Raw genomic sequence first — 21,885 nt, 5'->3', positions numbered from 1 at the left:
CAGCAATGGCAGCAATGGCAATCACAGCCTGTGGCTCCAAGGCCACACAGGAAACGGCTGACGACTTCAACTATAACGTCGACAGATTTGCCGATATCGAAATCCTTCGATACAAAGTGCCCGATTTTGAGAAACTGACCCCTCAGCAGCGCATATTAATCTACTATCTGACCGAAGCGGCCATCACCGGTCGTGACATGCTCTGGGATCAGAACGGAAAATACAACCTCGCTATCCGCGACCTGATTGAAAACGTCTACACTTCCTTTGACGGAGACCGCGAAAGCCCTGAATTCAGCGCGCTCGAACTCTATCTGAAGCAGATCGAATTTGCCAACGGCATCCATCACCACTACTCGATGGACAAGTTCACACCTGCGTTCAGCCGCGAATTCCTTGCCGCCCAGGCCGCTAAACTTCCCGCCGAGCAGCAGCCCAAAGACCTTGAGACACTTCTGACCGTCATTTTCGACCCGACAGTGATGCCCAAGCGCGTCAACCAGGCCGAAGGCCAGGACCTCATCCTCACCTCGGCCAACAATCTTTACGACGGAATCACCCAGGCCGAAGTCGAGAACTTCTACAACGCTCTTAAAGACACCACCGATGCAACTCCGGTTTCATGGGGTCTCAACACCCGCCTCATCAAGCAGGACGGCAAAGTCATCGAGCAGGTCTACAAAGTCGGCGGTCTCTATTCTGAATCAATCTCGAAAATTATCGAGCTGCTCGGAAAAGCCGCTGAATATGCAGAAAACGACACCCAGCGCGGAATCATCAACAAACTTATCGACTATTACCGCACCGGCGATCTGAAAACCTTCGACAACTACTCCATCGCATGGGTTGAAGACACCGATTCACAGGTCGACTTCATCAACGGCTTCATTGAAAGCTACGGCGATCCCCTCGGCATGACCGGCGCCTACGAATCAATCGTAAACTTCAAGAATCTTGAAGCCTCTCACCGCACTGAGGTCATCTCAGGCAACGCCGAATGGTTCGAACAGAACTCTCCGGTAGATCCCCGCTTCCGCAAGGACAAGGTCAAAGGCGTGAGCGCCAAGGTGATCACAGCAGCAATTCTCGCCGGTGACGCCTATCCCGCAACCCCGATCGGAATCAATCTCCCCAACGCCAACTGGATCCGCGCCGCCCACGGTTCAAAATCGGTGACACTTGAAAACATCACCGACGCCTATGACAAGGCTTCTCACGGCAACGGATTCAACGAAGAGTTTGTCATCGACAAGGAAACCTCCGACCTCATGGACAAATACCTCTTCATCACCGACAACCTCCACACCGACCTTCACGAATGTCTTGGCCACGCCTCAGGCCGTCTGCTCCCCGGAGTCGACCCCGATGCACTGAAAGCTCACGGATCAACACTTGAAGAAGCCCGTGCCGACCTCTTCGCGCTCTACTATCTTGGCGATCCCAAACTTCTTGAGCTCGGCCTGCTCGACAATCCTGATGCCTACAAGGCCGAATACTATAAATTCATCCTCAACGGCCTGATGACCCAGCTGATGCGAATCGAACCGGGCAAGGATGTGGAAGAAGCCCACATGCGCAACCGTCAGCTCATCTCCAAATGGGTCTATGAAAAAGGCAAAGCCGACAACGTCATCGAGATGGTCAAGCGCGACGGCAAGACTTTCGTCAAGATCAACGACTACAACAAGCTGCGCGAACTCTTCGGCCAGCTCCTCGGCGAAGTGCAGCGCATCAAGAGCGAGGGTGACTATCAGGCCGGACGCGATCTTGTGGAAACCTACGGTGTGAAAGTCGATCAGGATCTCCACAAAGAAGTCCTCGACCGCTACGCAAAACTGGACATCGCTCCTTACAAAGGCTTCGTCAACCCCGTCTACACCCCTGTCACCGACAAGGACGGAAACATCACCGATGTCACTGTAAGCTACGAGGAAAACTACCTTCCGCAGGTGCTCCGCTACTCAAAACAATATCGAACATTGAAATAAACGAATATCACGAAACAATCAAACATAAAGACTTCATATAAATGCTTATGAAACGTCTGTTCCTACTGCTGCCGCCATTTTTAATGGCGGCAGTTCTTTGGGGGGCCGCTCCCTCCGGTTACTATGACAAATGTGAAGGTAAGAAAGCCGCCAGCCTACTGTCCACTCTGTGTGAAATTGTCGGCCCTCACACCGCTGTAAGTTACAGCGATCTGTGGGATGTCTACGGCTCTTCCGACCTTGACGAAAACGGCAAGGTCTGGGACATGTATTCGACCAAACGCTGGACCTACCGCAAAGAACAGTGTGGCAACTACACCGCTATCGGCAGCTGCTACAACCGCGAGCATTCCTTCCCTAAAAGCTGGTTTGACGATGCAAAGCCGATGTACACCGACGCCTATCACATCTATCCGACTGACGGAAAAGTCAACGGGCAGCGAAGCAACCATCCCTTCGGCGAATGTGCCAACGGCACTTCAGAACCCTCGGCCAACGGAGTCAAGGCACTCGGCAAACTCGGATCTTCGACCTTTCCCGGCTACACAGGGACAGTCTTTGAACCGGTCGATGAATATAAAGGTGACTTCGCACGTTCTTATTTCTACATGGCTGCCGCCTATAACGACCGGATCGCAAGCTGGAACACCAAGGAGGCTCAGGCCATGCTCGATCAGAACAGCTATCCGGTGTTCGACGAATGGGCCGTCAAACTTCTGCTGAAATGGCACCGTCAGGACCCGGTCAGCCAGAAAGAAATAGACCGCAACGAGGCTGTCAGCAAATATCAGAAGAACCGCAACCCATTCATCGACCATCCTGATCTTGCCGAACACATCTGGGGCGACAAGAAGACCGAAGGCTGGCACTCGTCGGCCTCACAGACTCCCGTGATCAATCTTCCGACCGACGGCTCAACCATCAACTTCGGAATCACCGCTGTCAGCTATCCTCTCCAGATGCCGGTCAGAATCGAAGGCAGGAACCTGACTTCAGCCGTCAGCCTCTCTGTCAGCTCAGCAGACTTCACACTCTCGCGCTCATCCGTAGCCGCTTCGGAAATCAACGGATCAGGAGCGACAGTGATCGTGACATTCAGATCTCAGACTGTCAAGAACGCAAGCGCAGTGCTGACACTGACCTCCGGACAGCTGGTCACCAAAGTCAACCTTTCGGCCAGTGCCATTGACGGAATTCCGGCTCATGAGCCATCAGACGTGACCGAAACATCATTCATGGCCTGCTGGACCGCACTTCCCGGCGACTCTGACTATCAGCTGACCGTATGCCAAAACGGCACTCCGCTCAGCGGCTATCCTGTCGCTGTCCGCGCCGATGACGGCCGCTATATTGTCAACGGTCTCCAACCCGGAACAACCTACACCTACCAGCTCTCATCGGCCACAATGAAATCCAACATCGTGACCGTCACCACCGAAAAGCCCGAACCGTCGATCGTCATCATGCACTATGGCAGCGATGAATTCGTGATGCTGACCGCACTCCCCGGAGAGCCTTCTGCCGCCGAGGAACTCTGGCTGGAGACTGAAAATATCGAAGGCCGGATCACGATTGCGGTCAACTCGCCATTCGAAATCTCCACCGACAAAAACGAATGGTCGCAGACCCTCTCGCTCCAGCCGATGGAAGACCGCTTCTATATACGCATCGGGGCAACCGACCCAGGCCACTACGAGACCTTCATCACGGCCCGTACCGAAGGATATTTCACTGACGATGCCATGATCCAGGCCACTGTCACAGATCCGTCAAAGCCGAAATTTATCGAGACTTTCGAACCTTCCGGCAGCGGTTCCTACGGCAACCATGTCTACAACGGATCGGCAACCACCTGGAACTGCAAAGATGTGCTTTTCAACGCATCAGAAGGAGTTGACAAGACCGGTGCCGTCCGTTTCGGCAAAACATCGTCAAGCTCGATCACAACCGCCTCGGCCAAGCCTGACGGCATAGGAACAATCACTTTCTTCGCCGAACGTTTCGGCACTGACGGCAACGCGGCTGTCGAGGTGGAATATTCGTCGGACAACGGCGACACATGGCAGTCAGCAGGCTCAGCCGCCATAACCGAGACATCCTACAAGGAATTCATCTTCACAGTCAACGTGCCGGGCAACAACCTGATCCGTCTGCGTCAGACCTCAGGCTCCCGTGTGAACATCGACAACATCAGCGTGACCGACTATGTCAAGCAGTCAGGCATCGAAATCGTCGATGAGATCCAGAACTGGGAAGCCTACTCGCTCGGCGGACAGCTTGTCATCGAAAACCACGGCGAAGCCACACGCTTCATCGTCTACAACCTCGAAGGCATGATCCTCGCCGACCGCGTCATCAGCGGCAGCGCCGACATCGCCCTCACCCCCGGCTTCTATATCGTCTCCAACTTCAACGACATCCGCCGCGTGGTGGTGAAGTAAACACCGACATCCACTCCGCGAGGGCGCCAAAGCCGACAAAGCCCCGGCACCCTCCGGATATATTCTAAAAAAAGCGCCTTCAGAACTGATACCTGATCCGGTATCGCCTCTGAAGGCGCTCTTCTTATATCTATTATATTCGGTCATGCCCCGGCGTCTCCGCCTGGGCGCTGACTATTTCTTTGCCGCAGGTCTCACCTGACGGTGGCGGATTTTCCAGACAACGGCGTCATAGGGGGGGATCATCGTGCGGAAAGGTTCGGTGCTGCTCAGCTGCTTGGTGTCCTGATCGCGGGTGATAAGTTCCGTTGCCACGGCCTCGCCCTCAGGGATGCCGAACATTTCGAATGCATGACGGGGAATGTTTATGCCAAGGTCACAGGAGTCAGCCGAGAAATTCACAGCGATAATGATTGTCTCGCCATCGCAATGACGGATGAAAGCATACTGACGGTGCGGATTGAGGGTCGGATTCTGATAATTGACATACATCAGGTCAAAGAAACGGCCCTGGGAAATGGCCCGTTCGCGGTTGCAGATGTTGAGAATGGTGCAATACTTCGAGCGCAACCAGCGTTCACGGGGAGTCAGGAAGGCTCCTCCGGGCTTGCCGTCATTGTACCAGCGGCGCAGAGTGCCGACACTCCAGTAGTCGAAAATCGTGGTCCTGCCGTCGTAGCCGCTGAAGCCCTCGCAGTCTGTGGCCTGCTCGCCGAGTTCCTGGCCGGCGTAGATCATCATTGGGCCTGTCGAGATCATCGAGCTGACAACGAGCGACGGGATGACCTTTGCCGGATCTCCGGCATAGAATTTCGAGCCGAAACGCTGTTCGTCGTGGTTTTCAAGGAAGTTGAGCATGTGTTGCGAGATTCCTTCGACGGTCTGCCAGCAGTTGGTGATGGTAGCGGCGGAATGGTTGTGACACTGGATGGCACGGAGTGTATCGTAGAGGTTCACCTTGTCATAAAGGTAGTCGAAGCCGCCTTTCTCGATGAAATCGCGGTAGATGTGGATGTCATAGAGTTCGGCGATGAATCTGACATGGGGATAGCGGTCCTTGACATTGGGGATGGCCCACTGCCAGAATTCCAGGGGAACCATGTGGACCATGTCGCAGCGGAAAGCGTCGACACCCTTCGAGGCCCAGAAGCGCAGGATGTGGAGCATCTTCATCCATGTGTCGGGAATCGGAGAATAGTGGGTGCTCCAGTTGCCGGGGTCGCGTCCGTAGTTGAGCTTCACGGTGTCATACCAGTTGTTGACGCCCGGAAAAGCCGAGAAGCAGTCATCGCCGGTTGCCTTCGCCGGAAACTCGATATAGGCCTGCTTGCCGCTTCCCATATCGACCGATGGAGCGAAAAGCTGACGGGTGATATAATAATAGTTGTTGTTGGGGTCGAAAAACATGTCGGGATTGTCATCCTCGCCGAGATCCTTGATTCCGGCGGGCTTGACATCGCTGTGATAGGAGCGCGCGGTGTGGTTGGGGACAAAGTCAATGATGACATCAAGTCCGGCATCGTGTGTACGGGCCACGAGAGCCTCGAACTCCTCCATGCGCTTGCCGACGTTGACAGCCAGATCCGGATCGACATCATAGTAGTCCTTGATGGCATAGGGAGACCCGGCCTGCCCTTTGACCACATGGGGGTTGTCAGGGGTGATGCCTTCGGCGCTGTAATCGGTCTTGGTGGCGTGTTCGATCACACCCGTGTACCACACATGTGTGGCGCCGAGTTCCTTGATGCCCGAAAGGACAGCGTCGGAGATGTCGTTGAACTTGCCTGAACCGTTCTGTTTATATGTTCCTCCAGGAATGCAGTTCCTGTTCGCGTTTGTGAAAAGTCTTGGTAAAAGCTGATAGATGATTGGTTTTTTATCCATTCCGAATGTATTGTATGTGACAGTCACCTATTTCGTGGACTGTCTGATCTGATTAAACTGAACCTTTGGAGAGAGTGTGTGAGGTGCTATTTCTTTTTGCGTCTGTCGCCACGGAGAGTAAAGCCCGCATCAAGCAGGGCCTGGAGAGTGTTGTCGTAGCCCGACCTGAAGACACGGGTTATTTCCTTGAGATTGAAAACCTTGTAGGAGGCTACATCGTCAATAGTTATGGCCAGGTCGCAAAGTTCCATCTGTGACTGTGAATTGTTTTTGACAAGCAGATCGTAGGTGCGGTGAGCTATGTCCATTAGCGATTTCGGCTTGCCGCGGGCCGGCATCGGGCTGCAATTTATGCCGATAAGATATTTGCACTTGTCTCTGAGCGCCCAGGCCGGAAGATTGGCGAGAACTCCGCCGTCGACATAGGTGACACCCTTGATCCTGATCGGTTTGAAGATGATCGGGATGCTGCATGAAGCGGCCACGCAGTCGACCAGAGTGCCCTCCCAGAATGCTTCGGGGCGATTGTTGTCAAGGTCTGTGGCGCAGACCACCGCCGGCAGAGGCAGATCCTCGATATTCTCGTAGGGAATCTGCCTGCGCAGAAATTTCTTGAAACCGTCCATCGAAAAGAAACCGTCACGCGGTACTCCAAGCTCGGCAAAATCACCGAACTTGGCATTACTGAACACTTTCAGGATCTCTTCGGGGGCCATTCCGGAAGCATACATCACCGTCACCACAGAGCCGGCACTGACTCCGGCCACGATGTCGGGTCTGATGCCGACCTCCTCAAGTGCTTTCAGAGCGCCGGCATGGGCAAAACCGCGGGCTCCTCCACCACTGAGGACGAGTCCGAGTTTATAAGGCTTGCGCGAAAATTTCAACATATCAAGCATAACGGTTGCAAAGATACGCAAAACACACGACTTTTTTGCCCCTGTCAGACAAGAAAGTCGTGTGTTTTGCGTAACTTTGCCTTATCATGAAGTTCAGTCAGATTCCATCACATGAAAATGTCAAGCGCCAGTTGCGCGACATGGTGGCCGACGGCCGCATCCCACACGCACTGCTGCTCCACGGCCCAGCCGGCATCGGAAAATTCATGCTTGCCCGCGCTTTCGCCCAGTTGCTTCACTGCCAGTCTCCGACACCGGAGGGCGAACCGTGCGGCTGCTGCCCGTCGTGTCTGCAAAGCGAAAGTTTCAACCATGTCGACAGCATCTACGTCTTTCCGGTGGTCAAGACCGAGAAGCTCAAAGCCCCGGTGTCGGATGACTACATGGGCGAATTCAAGGAATTTGTGAGCGCCAGTCCGTTCATGGACTTCGACCGCTGGACAGGCTATTTCGAAAAGAAAAACGCCCAGCCGGTGATCTACGTCTCCGAAAGCGAGGCCCTTGAACAGCGCCTCGCGGTGACAACCACACTCTCGCGCTACAAGACCGTGATCATCTGGCTTCCCGAAAAAATGAACGAGCAGACAGCCAACAAACTGCTCAAACTGATCGAAGAGCCTTTTGCCGACACCATCTTCATACTTGTCTCCGACAACGCCGCCTCGATCCTGCCGACAATCTACTCCCGCTGCCGCCCGATCGAGATGAAGCGCCTGAGCGACGAGACCGTGGCCCGCTATCTCGCGGAAACACTGGCGATCGACCCGCAGGACGCCCTCTCGATGGCCCATATTGCAGCCGGTGATGTCAACAGCGCTCTGCGGGCAATGGATGCAACGAGCGTCAGCCGCATGTTTTTCGACCTCTTTGTCAGGCTCATGCGCCTGAGCTACCAGCGCGATGTCAAGGGGCTGAAGGAGTGGAGTTCCGACGTGGCGGCCCTCGGACGCGAGCAGGCCGTGAAGTTCTACGACTACTCCCAGCGCCTCATCCGCGAGAATTTCATCTACAATTTCAATGTCCCGGATCTGCTCTACCTCAACCGCAACGAGGCTCAGTTCAGCAAAAACTTCGCCCGCTTCATCACCGAGAACAACGCCGAGAAAATAATCTCGGAAATGAACCGGGCGGCAACCGACATTGCCGGAAACGCCAACGGCAAGATTGTCAATTTCGATTTTGCCATCAAAATGATCATCCTGATCAAGAATTTCTGAAAATAAGCTGTCACTCACCACTCCAGCCCCCCTCATATCCACTCCAATGATTCCATTTCTCCGTCAAGTGGCCGGAGTCTATGCGGCCAACGAACTGAACAAGCTCCAGGACTATTGCTTCGTCTTCCCCAACAAACGAAGCGGGGTGTTTTTCACCCACTATCTTGCAGCCGAAGCCGACGGACAGCCGTTTCTGATGCCTGAGATCGCGACAATCGCGGAGGTGACACGCAGTTTTTCGGCTCTGACCGAAGCGCCTCGCCTCGACCAGCTCTTCATACTCTACAATGAATACCGCAGCCTGAGCGGAGAAAATGTCGCAGACTTCGACCGCTTCCTCTTCTGGGGCGAGATGCTGCTCAACGACTTCAACGATGTCGACCTCTATCTTGTGGACCCACACAAGCTCTTCGTCAACCTCCAGCGCTTCCGCGAAGTCAGCGCCAACTATCTGACCGAGGAACAGGTCGAAATCATCAACCGCTACTGGGGCGAGAAGTTTGTCCACAGCAGTCCCGACGAATTCTGGAACCACATACACAGCACCCCCACCCCTCTCGAAAACAAATTCCTGCAACTCTGGGAAGTCCTTGACGAGCTATTCGACCGCTTCCACAAACGCCTGCTCGACAACGGCATGGCCACACGCGGCATGTTTGCCCGCAACGCCGTCAATCTTCTGAGCAAGGGGAGCGATTTCAAGCTGCCGTTCAAACGCTACATATTCGTCGGCTTCAATGTGCTGACCCTTTCCGAAATCAGGATCTTCGAGAAGCTGCGGGCGCGCGGCTGTGCCGATTTCTACTGGGACATGGCCTCGCCTGCATTTCAGGCCAAAGGCAACCGCGCGGCACTGTTCATGCAGAACAACATCCAGTGTTTCCCCTCGCTCTACGATCTTGGCGAGCACTACTCCGAAAAGCTCTCTTTCCCGAAAATCCACATCACCGGTGTGCCGAGTGCTTTCGGACAGACCAAACTTGCCGGACAACAGCTCACCCAATGGCTTTCAGAGGGCGCGGTGACGGATACAGCCGACGCTATCGACACCGCCGTGGTGCTGCCCGACGAGAATCTTTTCATCCCGATGGTCCACGCCGTGCCGCCGCAGATCAGCGCGCTCAATGTCACTATGGGTTTCCCGCTGAAAAACACGGCTGTCTCATCGCTGATGTCGACCATTGTCAATCTCCAGCTCCGCAGCTCGCTCTCACGCGGCGAATGGTCGTTTTTCTATGAGGACATGCGCGCGGTGCTTACCCACCCCATGCTCCAGAGCTATGCGCCTGAGGGCTGCAACGCACTGCTGAGACTGATGGTCGAGCGGCGCCTCTACATGGTGCCCGCAAGCCTGATCACCCGGACGGCGCCGGAACTCAGCTTCATCTTCACCCCTGTCACCGACACCAACGGCATCGAGGAGGTCCACAACTATTTCTTCACGCTCGCAAGCACCCTGCGCGGATTCACTGCCGGAGACCGCGAACGGATGATCGAAAACTACTTCCTTGACACCTATCTGATCGAACTGGAAAACATCCGCCGCTCATGCAGCCGCTGGAAGATCAGCATGAAGGACACCACCTTTATCCAGCTGCTGCAATCGACAATCTCGTCAGTCAACATACGTTTCACCGGCGAACCGCTCAAAGGCCTCCAGGTGATGGGTGTCCTGGAGACCCGCGCCCTTGACTTCGACAATCTGATCATCCTCTCGATGAACGAGCGTGTCTTTCCGCGCAAGCAGTATTCGAGATCCTTCATCCCGGACTCTCTGCGGCGCAGCTACGGAATGGCCACAACCGAACTCCAGGAGTCGATCTTCGCCTATTCGTTCTATCGGCTGATCTCCCGCGCCACAAATGTCAGACTGTTTTACGACGCGCGGACCCTCAGCGGAAAAAACAGCGAGATCTCACGCTACATCGCCCAGCTGCTCTATCTCTTTCCGGAATGCGAGGTTGACCATGATCTGGCATCGTTTTCAAGCGTCACCACCGAGGAAGAGAGTCTGACGGTCGTGAAGACTCCTGAGATCATGGCGAAGCTGAAAGAGTTTACGGTCCCAGGCGGGAAGACTCTGTCGGCCTCGTCGATCAATGCCTATATCAACTGCCCGCTCTCGTTCTATCTCAAACGCATCTGCGGACTCGACCTCGACGAGGAGGTGATGGACTACATGGACTCCGGGACCTACGGTGACATCATGCATGCCGTAGCCGAACGGCTCTACAAGGAGTTGCGCGGAAACCACAGCGAAGTGAAGATCACGGCCGAGATCCTCGACTCGTTCATCAAAAATGAGGTCAGGCTCGACACGGTGATCACCGAGCTCATCAACGAAAAATATAACCGCTATCCGGCGGGCGACCGCACTCCGCTTGTCGGCGAGTGCAAGGTGCTGGGACGGGTGATGAAACACTTCCTGATCCTCATGTTCAGAGAAGAAAAAAAGATTGCGCCCTTTGACTTCATTGACGGCGAACACAAACTGACCGGCACCATGCGCATCAGCGATTCACTGAGCGTCAACATCTATCAGATCATCGACCGAATCGACCGCGTCTATCCTTCGGGCCGCTATGCCGAGGGGGCAGGACTGCTGCGCATCGTCGACTACAAGACCGGCGGCGACCTTACGGATTTCAAGGACATGGACGAGCTCTTCGATCCGGAAATCAAAGACCGCCGCAAAGCCATCCTCCAGTTGCTGTTCTATTGCAACGCCTATGCGCAGCAGACGGGCCACAAGGATGCGATCAAGCCACAGATCTACCCATTCCGCACCCTCTCCACCTCCGGACTGACTCCACTGCGCTATGCCGGGGAGCCTCTTGAAGATTACCGTCAGGTCAACGACGGCTTCATGGAACGCTTCAGGGCTACCGTGGCCGAGATTTTCAATCCGGATGTGCCATTCACACAGGCGCTGAAAGAAGAGAGCTGCACATTTTGCAGTTTCAAGGCGATATGCCGCAAGAACCCGTCGTAAGCCCCGCCACACTCTAAACCAAAGCCGATGAAACTCTATGTCCACATACCGTTCTGCCATGCCAAATGCGCCTACTGCGATTTCTACTCCACTCCGCGCCGCGAGTGGATGGAAGCCTTTGTCGATGCCGCGGTCAGCGAATGGGCCTGCCGTTCCGAAGGCCTCGGAGAGCCGGTAGACACACTCTATTTCGGCGGAGGAACACCATCGTCGCTCCCGCCAAGGCTGCTGCGCCGCCTGCTCGACGCTCTCCCGACCGAAAATCTGCGCGAGGCTACAATCGAGGCCAATCCGGAGGATGTCACTGACGAATGGACCGCCTTCATCACTGGCGAGACCCCATTCCGGCGTGTCAGCATGGGCATCCAGTCGTTTTGCGACACAGAATTGCAGACCGTAGGGCGCCGCCACAGCGCAGCCCGTGCAGCCGAAGCCATCGACTGTCTGCGGCGCGGAGGGATCGGCAACCTCAGCTGTGACCTCATCTACGGATTGCCCGGCCAGACTCAGGAGTCATGGGCCATGTCGCTTGATCGGCTCATCGGCTTCCGCCCCGAACACATCTCGGCCTATCTGCTCTCATACGAACCCGGAACGCGCCTCGACATCATGCGTCAACGCGGTAAGGTCAGGGAGGCTGACGACGAAACGGCGGAAAAGATGTACAGCCATCTCTGCGAAAGGATGCGCGATGCGGGCTATCTCCACTACGAGATCTCCAACTTCGCTCTGCCGGGCCGCAAAGCTGTCCACAACTCTGCCTATTGGGACAATTCGCCTTACATCGGACTTGGGCCGGGCGCACATTCGTTTGACGGACGCTGCCGGTCGTTCAATCCGTCGGCGCTGAAAGACTATATCTCAGCCGGAGGCCGCAATGTGGCCGTCACAGAAGAGGAGACTGCCGACAACCGCTTCAATGATCTTCTGATCACACGCCTGCGCACCAGCCACGGACTGCATCCCGACGAAATCGGACGCTTCTTCGGTCCTGAAATCCGCGAATTTTTCCTCTCGACAGCCGGACCGCTCCTCTCCTCCGGCGACCTCGAAATCTCCCCGGCAGGCGCCTACGTCATCCCCGAATCCCGCTGGCTCACCTCCAACTCCATCCTCCTGCCACTGATAAGAGTGTAGCCGACTCTCCCTCTCAACAGTCCCCCTCCTCCTGCTCAACATCCGAATTTTTCACCACCATAAAATAATCCGTAAAAATCACATACGTCCATGAAAATTATCGCATCTCCAAGAAATATCATCGCAGCGATGCTGCTCTCAGCCACCATGACTTCACTTTCAGCCTCCGAACCGGTGATGATCGGTCGGCGCGGCTGCGGTTATGCGGTCGAAAACACCGCAGATGCCTATCTCGAAGGCGCCCGGCGCGGTTTCACTATGATGGAGGCTCACGTGAGGGCAACAGCTGATTCTGTGTTCGTCACTTCTCACGACGGCAAGACTGACCGACTCGGCGGCCACATGAAGATTGCCTCGTCGACCATAGCTGATCTCCGCAACGAAGCCTACACCCAGCAGCGCGACAGCGCGACATACAGAGCCAAAGGAATCTGCACGGTCGGAGAATTTCTTGACATCTGTGCCGACAAGGGTGTGGCACCGCTCCTGCATCTCAAGACATTCTCTAAAGACACCAAGGACTGCGGCCACCTTTCGCCGCTTGTCAGCCTCATCAGGGAGAAGGGCATGGCCGGAAAGTGTGTGATCCTCACATCGGAACCTGACTATATCGACTATCTGATGGCGAACCACCCGGAAATCAAACTCCAGTTTCAGGCCGATGCAAAATGGAAGGAGATGTTCGACTGGTCAAACTCCCGCAGACTCGACGTGCAGATCAGAGCCGATCTTGTTGACGCAGACTGTGTCAGACGCTACCATGAAGCCGGAGTCAAGGTCAATGTCTGGACTGTCAACACCTCCGAGGACTACACCCGCCTGCGCAACCTCGGTGTCGATTACATCGTCACCGACTATCTCTCCCCGGAAGCACTCCCTCTTATCACAAATTAACTTCCCGAAGCAAGTGTTTTTCGCGGTATATGCGTATCTTTGCATGATTAAAGAGTGTAGTTACCGAGCATAAATATTGTCCTATGGGCCTTTTCAGTTTTCTTTCAAAATCGAGTGAGCCAGTAAAGCTCCCGTTTGCAACAGACATCCATTGCCATATCCTTCCCGGAGTGGACGACGGCTCTCCCGATGCCCAGACTTCAGCCGAACTTGTGGAGCGGATGCGTTCGTGGGGCATCAGCCGCATCATCGCGACCCCGCATATCACTGAGGGTACTTTTGAAAACACTCCTGAAGATCTTGACGCCGCTCTCGAAAGCCTGAAAGCCGAGCTTGAGAAACGCAACATAGATATGCCGCTGAGCCGCGCGTCAGAAAACCGTATCGACGACTACTTCCGCTGTCAGCTGACGGCAGGAAACATCACGCCCTATCCCAACAACTACATTCTGGTTGAAAATTCGTTCATTCAGGAGCCGTGGCAGCTCGATCAGTTCCTGTTTGACCTGAAGCTGAAAGGCTACCGTCCTATTCTCGCTCACCCCGAACGCTTTTTCTACTATTTCGAGGAACATCCCAACCGCTACGACGAACTTCACCGCGCAGGAAATTTGTTTCAGATAAATGTGCTTTCACTTGCCGGTGCTTATACCAAAAAGGAGAAAAAGACGGCTGAGAAGCTGATTGAAAAGGGCTATGTGGATTTTCTCGGCACCGACCTGCACAATCACCGCCACGCGGACACAATCGAGGCATATCTCAGTTCCAAAGACGCGACCCGCCATTTCGCAGCCCTCCAGGGCCGACTATTCAACGACAGAGTATTCGTCTGAACCGCTGCCGCCATCAGGCTGCGAGGCCGGATCTTCCGACAACTCATCCGACTCTTCGCCAAAAAGTCGGGCCATGAGCTTTTCAACTCCGAAATAGTCCAATATAAACAAGGGGAAGGCGCTCAGGACTGCGACTTCCGGACAGCGGCGGCTTATATATCCGCTCAGCTGACGGTCAAAAATAGTCTGCTGGCTTATAAGTTCTTCCGGCATATCGAAACGACCGTTGACCAGATAGTTAGCCTTGCATAGATGTGCGATGATCAGTTCTTTCCAGACTTCGAAGGTATAGGAATTAATATTCGACAATGATTTGCGGTTGTCGGTCGATACGAAATTCTTATAGTGAGGTTCTGCAAGACAACTTTCTACGGTCTCACACTCCTGAAGCCAAGGGCAGTTTGCGCGTTTGCATTTGACAGTAAGATCCCTGAAGCTTTCCATATCACGATAATGGCGCAAGGCCTCTACCATCGGATAGCTGATAAACATCTGTCCGTTGGCAGTATCGTTGTCAAAAAAATCCAGAAGCTCAATAATCTTCCCGTCATCGGCAAGAGAAGAATGCCCGTCGTAATCGAAAAACAGATAGATGAAAGCAAAACTGTCACGGTCATAGTCTTTCAATTCCTCGGCAATGCGCGGACTGCGTTCTTTGAGAAGGTTCACTATATCAAGGGCAAAATCATCGGTACTCAATTGCTTGTAGAGCTGATAGACTTCCGCATCATAGACACACTTTATGGCATGTTTCCGGCCCAAAAAGTTCTGTTCAAGCTTCTTGAAGATCTTATCCTCAGCCTTAGCACCTTCGAAAATGAAGAGATGGCGCGCCTTATCGTCCGACATTGAAAGCTCCTGATTTATAGATTTTCTCAATGTTATGAGCCTCACGCAGTTCCCGGTCAGTGCATTTTGACAGCGGCAGCAACCTGGTCTTATAGATAAGGAAATAGCAATCCGGACGCATCAGATCATTGCTCATGATGGAGATGTTATGGGTTGTCAGAACAAACTGCACTCCGGATTCCTTAAGTTTCTTAACCACGAGGCGTGAAAGTTCGTGGTGATAGAAAGCGTCGAATTCGTCAATAAAAACAAATGAAACCTCAGAAGCTATTATATGCTGATACCAGCAATAAAAAAGCATCAGCGCGCTTGTTCCTGTCGACATAATGTCACGGAAGAGTATTTTTTTATCCCCAAAATCAAATGCCAGATCCTGCTCGTCCATCACATTGACAACAGCAAGCCTGCAATCGACATTGGCTTCTCTCAGAAAATCCTCAAAATCCTTGACTTTGTCACTTTTGATTATATAGCTCGAAAGAGATCCCTGATGTTTGTCAAGCCCGATATAGGTCCTGTCCTCAAGCGATCTGAAAAACAACATCCGGTCAACAAACGAGAAAAAGTCAAGCAGAGTCCGGTTGATGTCATTCTCCTCCAGCGAGGAATTGTTCCTGATATATTTCAACACCGAAATCTGCGGATCTTTCAGAGTGGTGTTGAGAGATTCAGTCCCTTTCAGAAGAGATTTGAAATTTTCATTGCCGTTACGGCGGTCAAAACAGACCAACAGTTCACCGTCAATCCATAATGATTCATCAACCAAAGTCCTGTAATCGGTCTTGGAGTACTCATATCTTACAGTCTTGCCATTGATCTGAAATTCATAGGCAAAGCGGGCTTCCGGAGATGAGTTGGCGGCATTGGTGTAGTGTCTGTAAGGATGTTCAAGACGGATACGGTCAGTCAGATGCTCAATGATGTCGAAAATCGCCCAGCCAAGATTAGATTTACCGGAACCATTGTAACCGTAGACCATCGCACAATTTATATTTCCGTTCTTTATACAATCCGGATTAAATGTGTAGCCGTTGGTTGCCGAAAGGTCGAATTTCAAGGCGCCGTCGAAACATTTAAAATTAGATACTTCGAATTTGGTGAGCATATAAGAGGTTGTTCAGAATGTGTTTAATTGCACAAAGTTAGTGAATAAATCCATTTTCCCGTAATTTTTTTACGGTTATTTCATACTCGATGATCAATGATTTTTCAGTCCGCAAGAAATTGTCGGAGGGCGGGGAGAAGTGAGAGGCAGGTGCGGCGGCCTGTGGCGTAGACCTGCTCCATCTTGCGGGGATTCATCTCGACACGCCCTATTGGGAGCGGTTCGGCGGGGGCGATGACAAAGGTGTTGCCTGCGGCGACCTGGGCGGCTACATAGTCAAGCTGTGAATTATACATTTCGTGACGCCGGGCCATCGCCTGGGCTATTTTCGGACAACGTGGAAGCAATAGTTTCCAAAGCCATGCCGGGGAGGGTGTCTTGCGATAGTCACGCGGCTGGGTGAGCACCACGACATTGCGGCCATAGCCGATGGACTGAAAATATTTCAGCGGGATCGAGTCGCTGATTCCTCCGTCGAGCAGACGCTGACCGCTGTCGACCCTGACCGGACGGGTGACTACCGGCATCGAGGCCGAAGCCCTGAGCCATTCGAGCGAATCATAGTTGACACGGTCCATGCGATAGTAGACCGGAGATCCGGTGGCCACGTCGGTGGCGACAAGACAGAACTCCATCGGATTGCTCTCGAATGTCGGGATGTCGAACAGATCAAGTTCAAGGGGAAGTGTATGGTAGGCGAATTCAGCACCGACAAGATTGCCAGTAGTCAGCAGTGATCGCAGCCCCATGTAGCGCGGATCGCGACCGAAGCGGAGATTGTAGCGCAACACGCGCCCTGGCTGCCTCGACTTGTAGTTGCAGCCGAAGTTCGAACCGGCGGAGACTCCGATCAGTCCGTCAAAATCAATCCCCTCTTCCATCATCACGTCGATGACTCCGGCTGTAAACAGTCCGCGCATCGCACCACCTTCAAGAACAAGTCCTTTCTTCATAAGTAACTCTTAAAAAATTAAGCGTAGTCTGTTTCTGCAAAGTAACATCCTTACGTATTTTTTTGCTGTGTAAAGTTACGGATTATTTCTGCATTTCGGTGAGATATTTCCAATATCTTACGGGCATGTCCTGACGCTGTTTGCGCGGGTTGAGGCGCTCCATGATGGCGGTCGACTTGACGTAGATGCGCCAGAGGTCCTGAAAAAGCCGCTCCTGAGGGTCCATCAGGTCATCCGAGAGAAGGCCGGTCTGCATGTGGTAGCTGTCAGGATCAATCGTCAGTCGGTGCAGACCGCTTGAGTCGGAGTGATAGCCATAGCCGCGCAGGCGGTCATAGATGATGAACGGCTGGTCTGAAAAGCGGTCGGCAAAATGACTGACGGCAAAGGGGAGCACATCGAAAATCGGCTCGATCATCGAAAAATAGGTCCCGTCAGAGGCTTTCTGAAATCTGACGAACTGCAACAGACGGTGGGCCTCGCCGCGGACGCGCCGGCATTCCTTGAGTACGGCCAACACCGACGGATCTGAAAAGTCGTTCTCGATCCGCACCTCAGAGGTCACTGCGCGGCTGACAAAACGGAGAGCATGGAGCGGAAAGTCAGGGCTGTCGGTCAGAAAAGCAGTGGTCAGCGCCGATCGGGCACCATGAGAGACCACCTTGCAGAGCTTGCGCCAGACCCTGAGACTCTTCTCCTCATCGGCAGTCACGTCGTGGACCAGATCATAGAACAGCGGCAGGTTCCCTCCGGGAGCCAAGAGCAGACCGGGACTCTCCTTGCGGGCAAAGGAGTCGAAGACGGCTGTCAGGAGTCCGTCGAAGCTGCCGTCGAAACGATAGACGATCATGAGAAATCCAATGAAAGTTGCAGCGGATTGTCGAGACGGCCTTTTCGCGCTGTCAGCTGCCGGCGGACATATTCCGGCGAGGTGTCGGCAATCGAAGGGGCTACGAGTTCGCCACAGGTAATGAAATATTTCGCCCTCTTCATGGCAACCCCGATTTTCGAGAGATGGGAGGAGTTGAGATGGCGGTAGCGGCGAGCGTTAACGATCAGAGCGGCTGACTTGACACCGATGCCCGGCACCCGCAGGATCATCTCGTAAGGCGCACGGTTGACATCGACCGGAAACGCCTCCGGATGGCGCAAGGCCCAACCGAGTTTCGGATCCACCTCAAGGTCGAGATTGGGGTTGCTCTCGTCGGCGATCTCCTCGGCCTTGAACTGATAGAACCTCATGAGCCAGTCGGCCTGATAGAGACGGTTCTCGCGCACGAGCGGCGGCTGTTTCAGTGCGGGCAGACGCGTGTCATAGGCGTTGACCGAGACATAGCCGGAATAATAGACGCGGCGCATGGTCGGCATCCCGTAGAGCGCCGATGATGTCAGCAGTATGTCACGGTCGGTGTCAGGCGAGGCGCCGACAATCATCTGAGTGCTCTGTCCTGCCGGGACGAAGCGCGGGACATGGCGCATCCGCTTCTTGTCCTCCTGACACTGAAGCACCCCCTGCCGGATGAACCCCATCGGTTCGTAGACGCTCTTATGGTCCTTTTCAGGCGCAAGATATTTCAGCGACTGTTCGCGCGGAATCTCGATGTTGACACTCATGCGGTCGGCATAGCGCCCGGCCTCGTTGACCAGCTCACGCGATGCGCCGGGGATGCTTTTGAGATGAATGTAGCCGTTGAAGCGGTGGATCTCCCGCAGGTCCTTGGCGATGCGGGCTATGCGTTCCATCGTGTAGTCAGGATTGCGGACCACTCCCGAACTGAGAAAGAGCCCCTCGATGTAGTTGCGCCGGTAGAACTCCATCGTAATGTCGACAACTTCGGAGACCGAGAGAGTGGCGCGGGGGATGTCGTTGCTGCGGCGGTTGATACAATAGGCGCAGTCATACATGCAGTAGTTTGTAAGCATCACTTTCAGCAGAGCGATGCAACGTCCGTCAGCGGCAAAACTGTGGCAGATGCCCACTCCGCCAACCGTATTGCCCACCCCCTTGCCGTCGTTGCGCCGCACAGTGCCGCTTGACGAGCATGACACGTCATATTTTGCAGCCGCAGCCAAGATTTTTAGTTTTTCGAGAGTCGCTTCAGTCATAACATTGCAAAATTAATATCGCGATGAGCCGTAGCGATGCACAGTAATGTTAAAAATAGTTTAGCCGCATCACACAATCTGATTGTTTTACAAAAATAGACTATTTTTGTTCCAAAGCATTATTTTGTTTCATCATTCTGCCAACAATGTCTACGTCTTCCACCAAACATCCCTCCGTCAGCATCATTATGCCTGTCTACAATGCCGAAAAGTTTCTCAATGATTCTGTCGGCTCGGTTCTCAGGCAGACAGAAATCGATTTTGAACTTATCTGTTTCAATGACGCTTCGACCGACGGGAGCCTTGCGCTGCTCAAAGAATTGGCCGACAAAGATTTTGCCCGGACCGGCATACTCGGCCACATGCGCGTCATCGACTCTCCGGTCAACATCAAGCAGGGGGGCGGGCGCAACCGGGCGCTGCGCGAGGCCCGCGGAGAATATGTGATGTTTGTGGACGCTGACGACGCTCTGCGAGAAGATGCGGTGGAAACTTGCCTGAAAACAGCAAAGAAAGAAAATGCCGACATGGTCATTTTCGACTATGCCCGTTTTACATCATCGCCCACAAACCTCGGCGAGCGCATATGCCAGCTCGCCGACGACGCTGCCGGACTTCGCGGAGAAGAGCTGAGACGCAGAGTGATGCAGCGGTCCACTCCTGTGTGGTCGGCAATGTATCGCAAAGAACTTATCACTGCCAACAATCTGTTTTTCCCTGAGAAAGTCTTCTATGAGGACAATGCCGTGGCGCTCGCCATTCAGCTTTCAGCTCAAAATCCGGTGAAAATCAACGAGGCGCTCTATCTCTATCGCTTCGACAATGCCTCGGTCACACGTTCGACCAACAATTACCGGTTCTTTGACCGCCTTTCCTCAGCCGTGATGCTGATGGAAAATCTCAAACGGCTCGGCCTTTATGAGCGCAACAAGGATGAGCTGGATTTCATCTTCATCAACCAGTATTTCACCCACAGCATATTCGGCTGCATCTACCGTTTTGACCGTGTGCCGATGCTGCGCCACAACTATATCCGCAAGACTATCTCACGCCATCTGCCCGACTACCGCTCGAACCCCCACTATAAGGCCCGGCCACTGAAACTGCGCTTCAAGATATGGACCCATGTCAGATTCCCGCAAGTGATCAAACTGCTGTCAGACCTCAGCCGACGCCTACGCGGCTAATGCGGCGAAGCACTGCTTTCATGCTCATTTTTGAGGCTAAATCGCGCAATTTCCCCTCAAAGGGGACAAAATCACGCAAATCTTTCCCCTCAAAGGGGACAAATTTCGCAAAATCTTTCCCTTTTGAGGGGAAAATGATTATCTTTGCAGAAACACAATACTGCAATGATTGATTTAAAACTTATAGCATATATGGAAGAGGAGCTGAAACGCACACCGTTGCAGTTCCAACGCTATATGTACGACCGCATTCTATGGAATGACCGCATGATCGGAATCATCGGCCCAAGAGGTGTGGGTAAATCCACAATGGTCAAACAATACCTCCTGAGCCATGATGACCGCAAAGGATGGCTTTATGTCTCCGCCGATCATACATATTTCGCCAACAATACCATCAGCGATCTTGCCGATGACTTCGTTAAAGAAGGAGGCAAACACCTGATTATTGATGAAATACACAAATATGACGGATGGTCAAGGGAATTGAAACAGATTTATGATGTGCACAGCGACCTCCAGGTCATTTTTACAGGCAGTTCGATTCTTGATATCCGGAAAGGGAGTGCCGACCTCAGCCGCAGAGCACTGATATTTGAAATGCAGGGACTTTCGTTCCGCGAATACCTTGAATTGTTTCAAGGAATCAGATTTCCGGTCTACTCTCTTGAAGAAATCATTGACCACAAAGTTCAATTTCCTGACGGCATCCACCCTTTGCCGCTGTTCAGAGACTATCTTTCCAAAGGCTATTACCCGTTCTGCAATCTGGAGGGCTATGATATCAGGCTGCAACAGATAGTCGCGCAGACCATCGAGGTAGACATTCCCCAATATGCGGGAATGAATATCTCTACCGCCCGCAAACTGAAACGAATGTTGGCCATAGTATCGGAACTCTCGCCTTTCAAGCCAAGTGTCATGAACCTCAGCACCGAACTGAAAGTCAGCAAAAACGATGTTCCTGACTATATGCTTTATCTGGAAATGGCAGGAATGATCGGACAGTTGCGCGATGAAACCGGAGGACTGCGCGGTCTTGGGAAAGTTGAGAAAACCTATGTCGACAACCCGAATCTGATGTATGCGATTGCCGAGACAAGTCCGAATATCGGAAATATCCGCGAAACGTTTTTCTTTAACCAGATGAGAGTCAACAACGATGTTGTCTCCTCTAAAGTCTCTGATTTCCGTATCGGGAAATATACTTTTGAAGTCGGAGGTGCAAAGAAAGGGAAAAAGCAGCTTGATGGTGTCAGCAACGGCATCATAGTGCGTGATGATATTGAATATGGCCACAATGAATTCATCCCGCTCTGGCATTTCGGACTTAACTATTAACCGAAACCAATTCGTTAAAAATCAAGGCGGTCCCGAACTTCAACCAGCCGGGGACCGCC

General features: G+C 53.2%; 16 protein-coding genes. 9 read left to right on the top strand and 7 right to left on the bottom strand.

Going from position 1 to position 21,885, the window contains the following annotated elements; translation table 11 throughout:
* Positions 1-5: 5 nt before the first annotated feature.
* Complete coding sequence (locus K2H17_RS05575; RefSeq protein WP_300132420.1) at positions 6-1,988, top strand: dihydrofolate reductase; 1,983 nt, start codon at positions 6-8, stop codon at positions 1,986-1,988.
* A 47-nt stretch (positions 1,989-2,035) separates the two neighbouring features.
* A complete protein-coding gene (locus K2H17_RS05570) occupies positions 2,036-4,429 on the top strand; it encodes an endonuclease (RefSeq protein WP_300132378.1) in 2,394 nt (797 codons plus the stop codon).
* A 174-nt stretch (positions 4,430-4,603) separates the two neighbouring features.
* On the opposite strand, the gene K2H17_RS05565 is transcribed toward K2H17_RS05570, so the two are convergent.
* Both K2H17_RS05565 and K2H17_RS05560 read right to left on the bottom strand, forming a co-directional pair.
* Entirely contained in the window at positions 4,604-6,313 is a 1,710-nt protein-coding gene (locus tag K2H17_RS05565; RefSeq protein ID WP_300132375.1) for an alpha-amylase family glycosyl hydrolase, read from the bottom strand.
* Positions 6,314-6,399: 86 nt separating this feature from the next.
* Positions 6,400-7,203: a patatin-like phospholipase family protein gene (locus tag K2H17_RS05560; protein ID WP_300132373.1), complete on the bottom strand. Its 804-nt coding sequence runs from the start codon at positions 7,201-7,203 to the stop codon at positions 6,400-6,402.
* Positions 7,204-7,298: 95 nt separating this feature from the next.
* Between K2H17_RS05560 and K2H17_RS05555 the strand changes: the two genes are divergently transcribed.
* The 5 genes from K2H17_RS05555 to K2H17_RS05535 all read left to right on the top strand — a co-directional run bounded on the left by K2H17_RS05555 (position 7,299) and on the right by K2H17_RS05535 (position 14,285).
* Positions 7,299-8,429 carry a DNA polymerase III subunit delta' gene (locus K2H17_RS05555; RefSeq protein WP_300132370.1) on the top strand — a complete coding sequence of 377 codons (1,131 nt, stop codon included), beginning with the start codon at positions 7,299-7,301 and terminating at the stop codon, positions 8,427-8,429.
* Positions 8,430-8,475: 46 nt separating this feature from the next.
* Positions 8,476-11,421 (top strand): PD-(D/E)XK nuclease family protein, encoded by a 2,946-nt coding sequence (locus tag K2H17_RS05550; RefSeq protein WP_300132369.1) that lies wholly within the window; start codon positions 8,476-8,478, stop codon positions 11,419-11,421.
* Positions 11,422-11,448: 27 nt separating this feature from the next.
* Positions 11,449-12,558, top strand: coding sequence for a radical SAM family heme chaperone HemW (gene hemW, locus K2H17_RS05545; protein ID WP_300132367.1), 1,110 nt, complete (start codon positions 11,449-11,451; stop codon positions 12,556-12,558).
* 90 nt (positions 12,559-12,648) lie between these two features.
* Entirely contained in the window at positions 12,649-13,452 is an 804-nt protein-coding gene (locus K2H17_RS05540) for a glycerophosphodiester phosphodiesterase family protein (RefSeq protein WP_300132366.1), read from the top strand.
* A gap of 83 nt (positions 13,453-13,535) precedes the next feature.
* Positions 13,536-14,285 carry a CpsB/CapC family capsule biosynthesis tyrosine phosphatase gene (locus K2H17_RS05535; RefSeq protein WP_300132363.1) on the top strand — a complete coding sequence of 250 codons (750 nt, stop codon included), beginning with the start codon at positions 13,536-13,538 and terminating at the stop codon, positions 14,283-14,285.
* Here the strand turns inward: K2H17_RS05535 and K2H17_RS05530 are convergent.
* From K2H17_RS05530 to K2H17_RS05510, 5 genes are all read right to left on the bottom strand, one after another.
* Positions 14,259-15,134: a hypothetical protein gene (locus K2H17_RS05530; RefSeq protein ID WP_300132361.1), complete on the bottom strand. Its 876-nt coding sequence runs from the start codon at positions 15,132-15,134 to the stop codon at positions 14,259-14,261. The two genes, K2H17_RS05535 and K2H17_RS05530, sit on opposite strands and share 27 nt — an antisense overlap.
* Positions 15,121-16,239 (bottom strand): ATP-binding protein, encoded by a 1,119-nt coding sequence (locus K2H17_RS05525; protein ID WP_300132358.1) that lies wholly within the window; start codon positions 16,237-16,239, stop codon positions 15,121-15,123. Before K2H17_RS05525 ends, K2H17_RS05530 begins: the two co-directional genes overlap by 14 nt.
* 104 nt (positions 16,240-16,343) lie before the next feature.
* Positions 16,344-17,192, bottom strand: coding sequence for a patatin family protein (locus tag K2H17_RS05520; RefSeq protein WP_300132355.1), 849 nt, complete (start codon positions 17,190-17,192; stop codon positions 16,344-16,346).
* A gap of 82 nt (positions 17,193-17,274) precedes the next feature.
* Complete coding sequence (locus tag K2H17_RS05515) at positions 17,275-18,042, bottom strand: TIGR03915 family putative DNA repair protein (protein WP_300132352.1); 768 nt, start codon at positions 18,040-18,042, stop codon at positions 17,275-17,277.
* Positions 18,039-19,298, bottom strand: a complete 1,260-nt coding sequence (locus tag K2H17_RS05510) for a putative DNA modification/repair radical SAM protein (protein ID WP_300132349.1) — start codon at positions 19,296-19,298, stop codon at positions 18,039-18,041. The genes K2H17_RS05515 and K2H17_RS05510 overlap by 4 nt, the downstream gene beginning before the upstream one ends.
* Positions 19,299-19,444: 146 nt before the next feature.
* Between K2H17_RS05510 and K2H17_RS05505 the strand changes: the two genes are divergently transcribed.
* Both K2H17_RS05505 and K2H17_RS05500 read left to right on the top strand, forming a co-directional pair.
* Positions 19,445-20,485 carry a glycosyltransferase family 2 protein gene (locus tag K2H17_RS05505; protein WP_300132346.1) on the top strand — a complete coding sequence of 347 codons (1,041 nt, stop codon included), beginning with the start codon at positions 19,445-19,447 and terminating at the stop codon, positions 20,483-20,485.
* A 168-nt stretch (positions 20,486-20,653) separates the two neighbouring features.
* A complete protein-coding gene (locus K2H17_RS05500; protein WP_300132417.1) occupies positions 20,654-21,826 on the top strand; it encodes an AAA family ATPase in 1,173 nt (390 codons plus the stop codon).
* The last annotated feature ends 59 nt before the right edge of the window (positions 21,827-21,885 follow it).

Origin of the sequence: Duncaniella sp. (assembly GCF_029054785.1) — a bacterium.
In the GTDB taxonomy this organism is placed as follows: Bacteria; Bacteroidota; Bacteroidia; order Bacteroidales; family Muribaculaceae; genus Duncaniella.
Note: the sequence above shows the minus strand (reverse complement) of the source record. Positions and strands in the feature narration are given on the sequence as shown.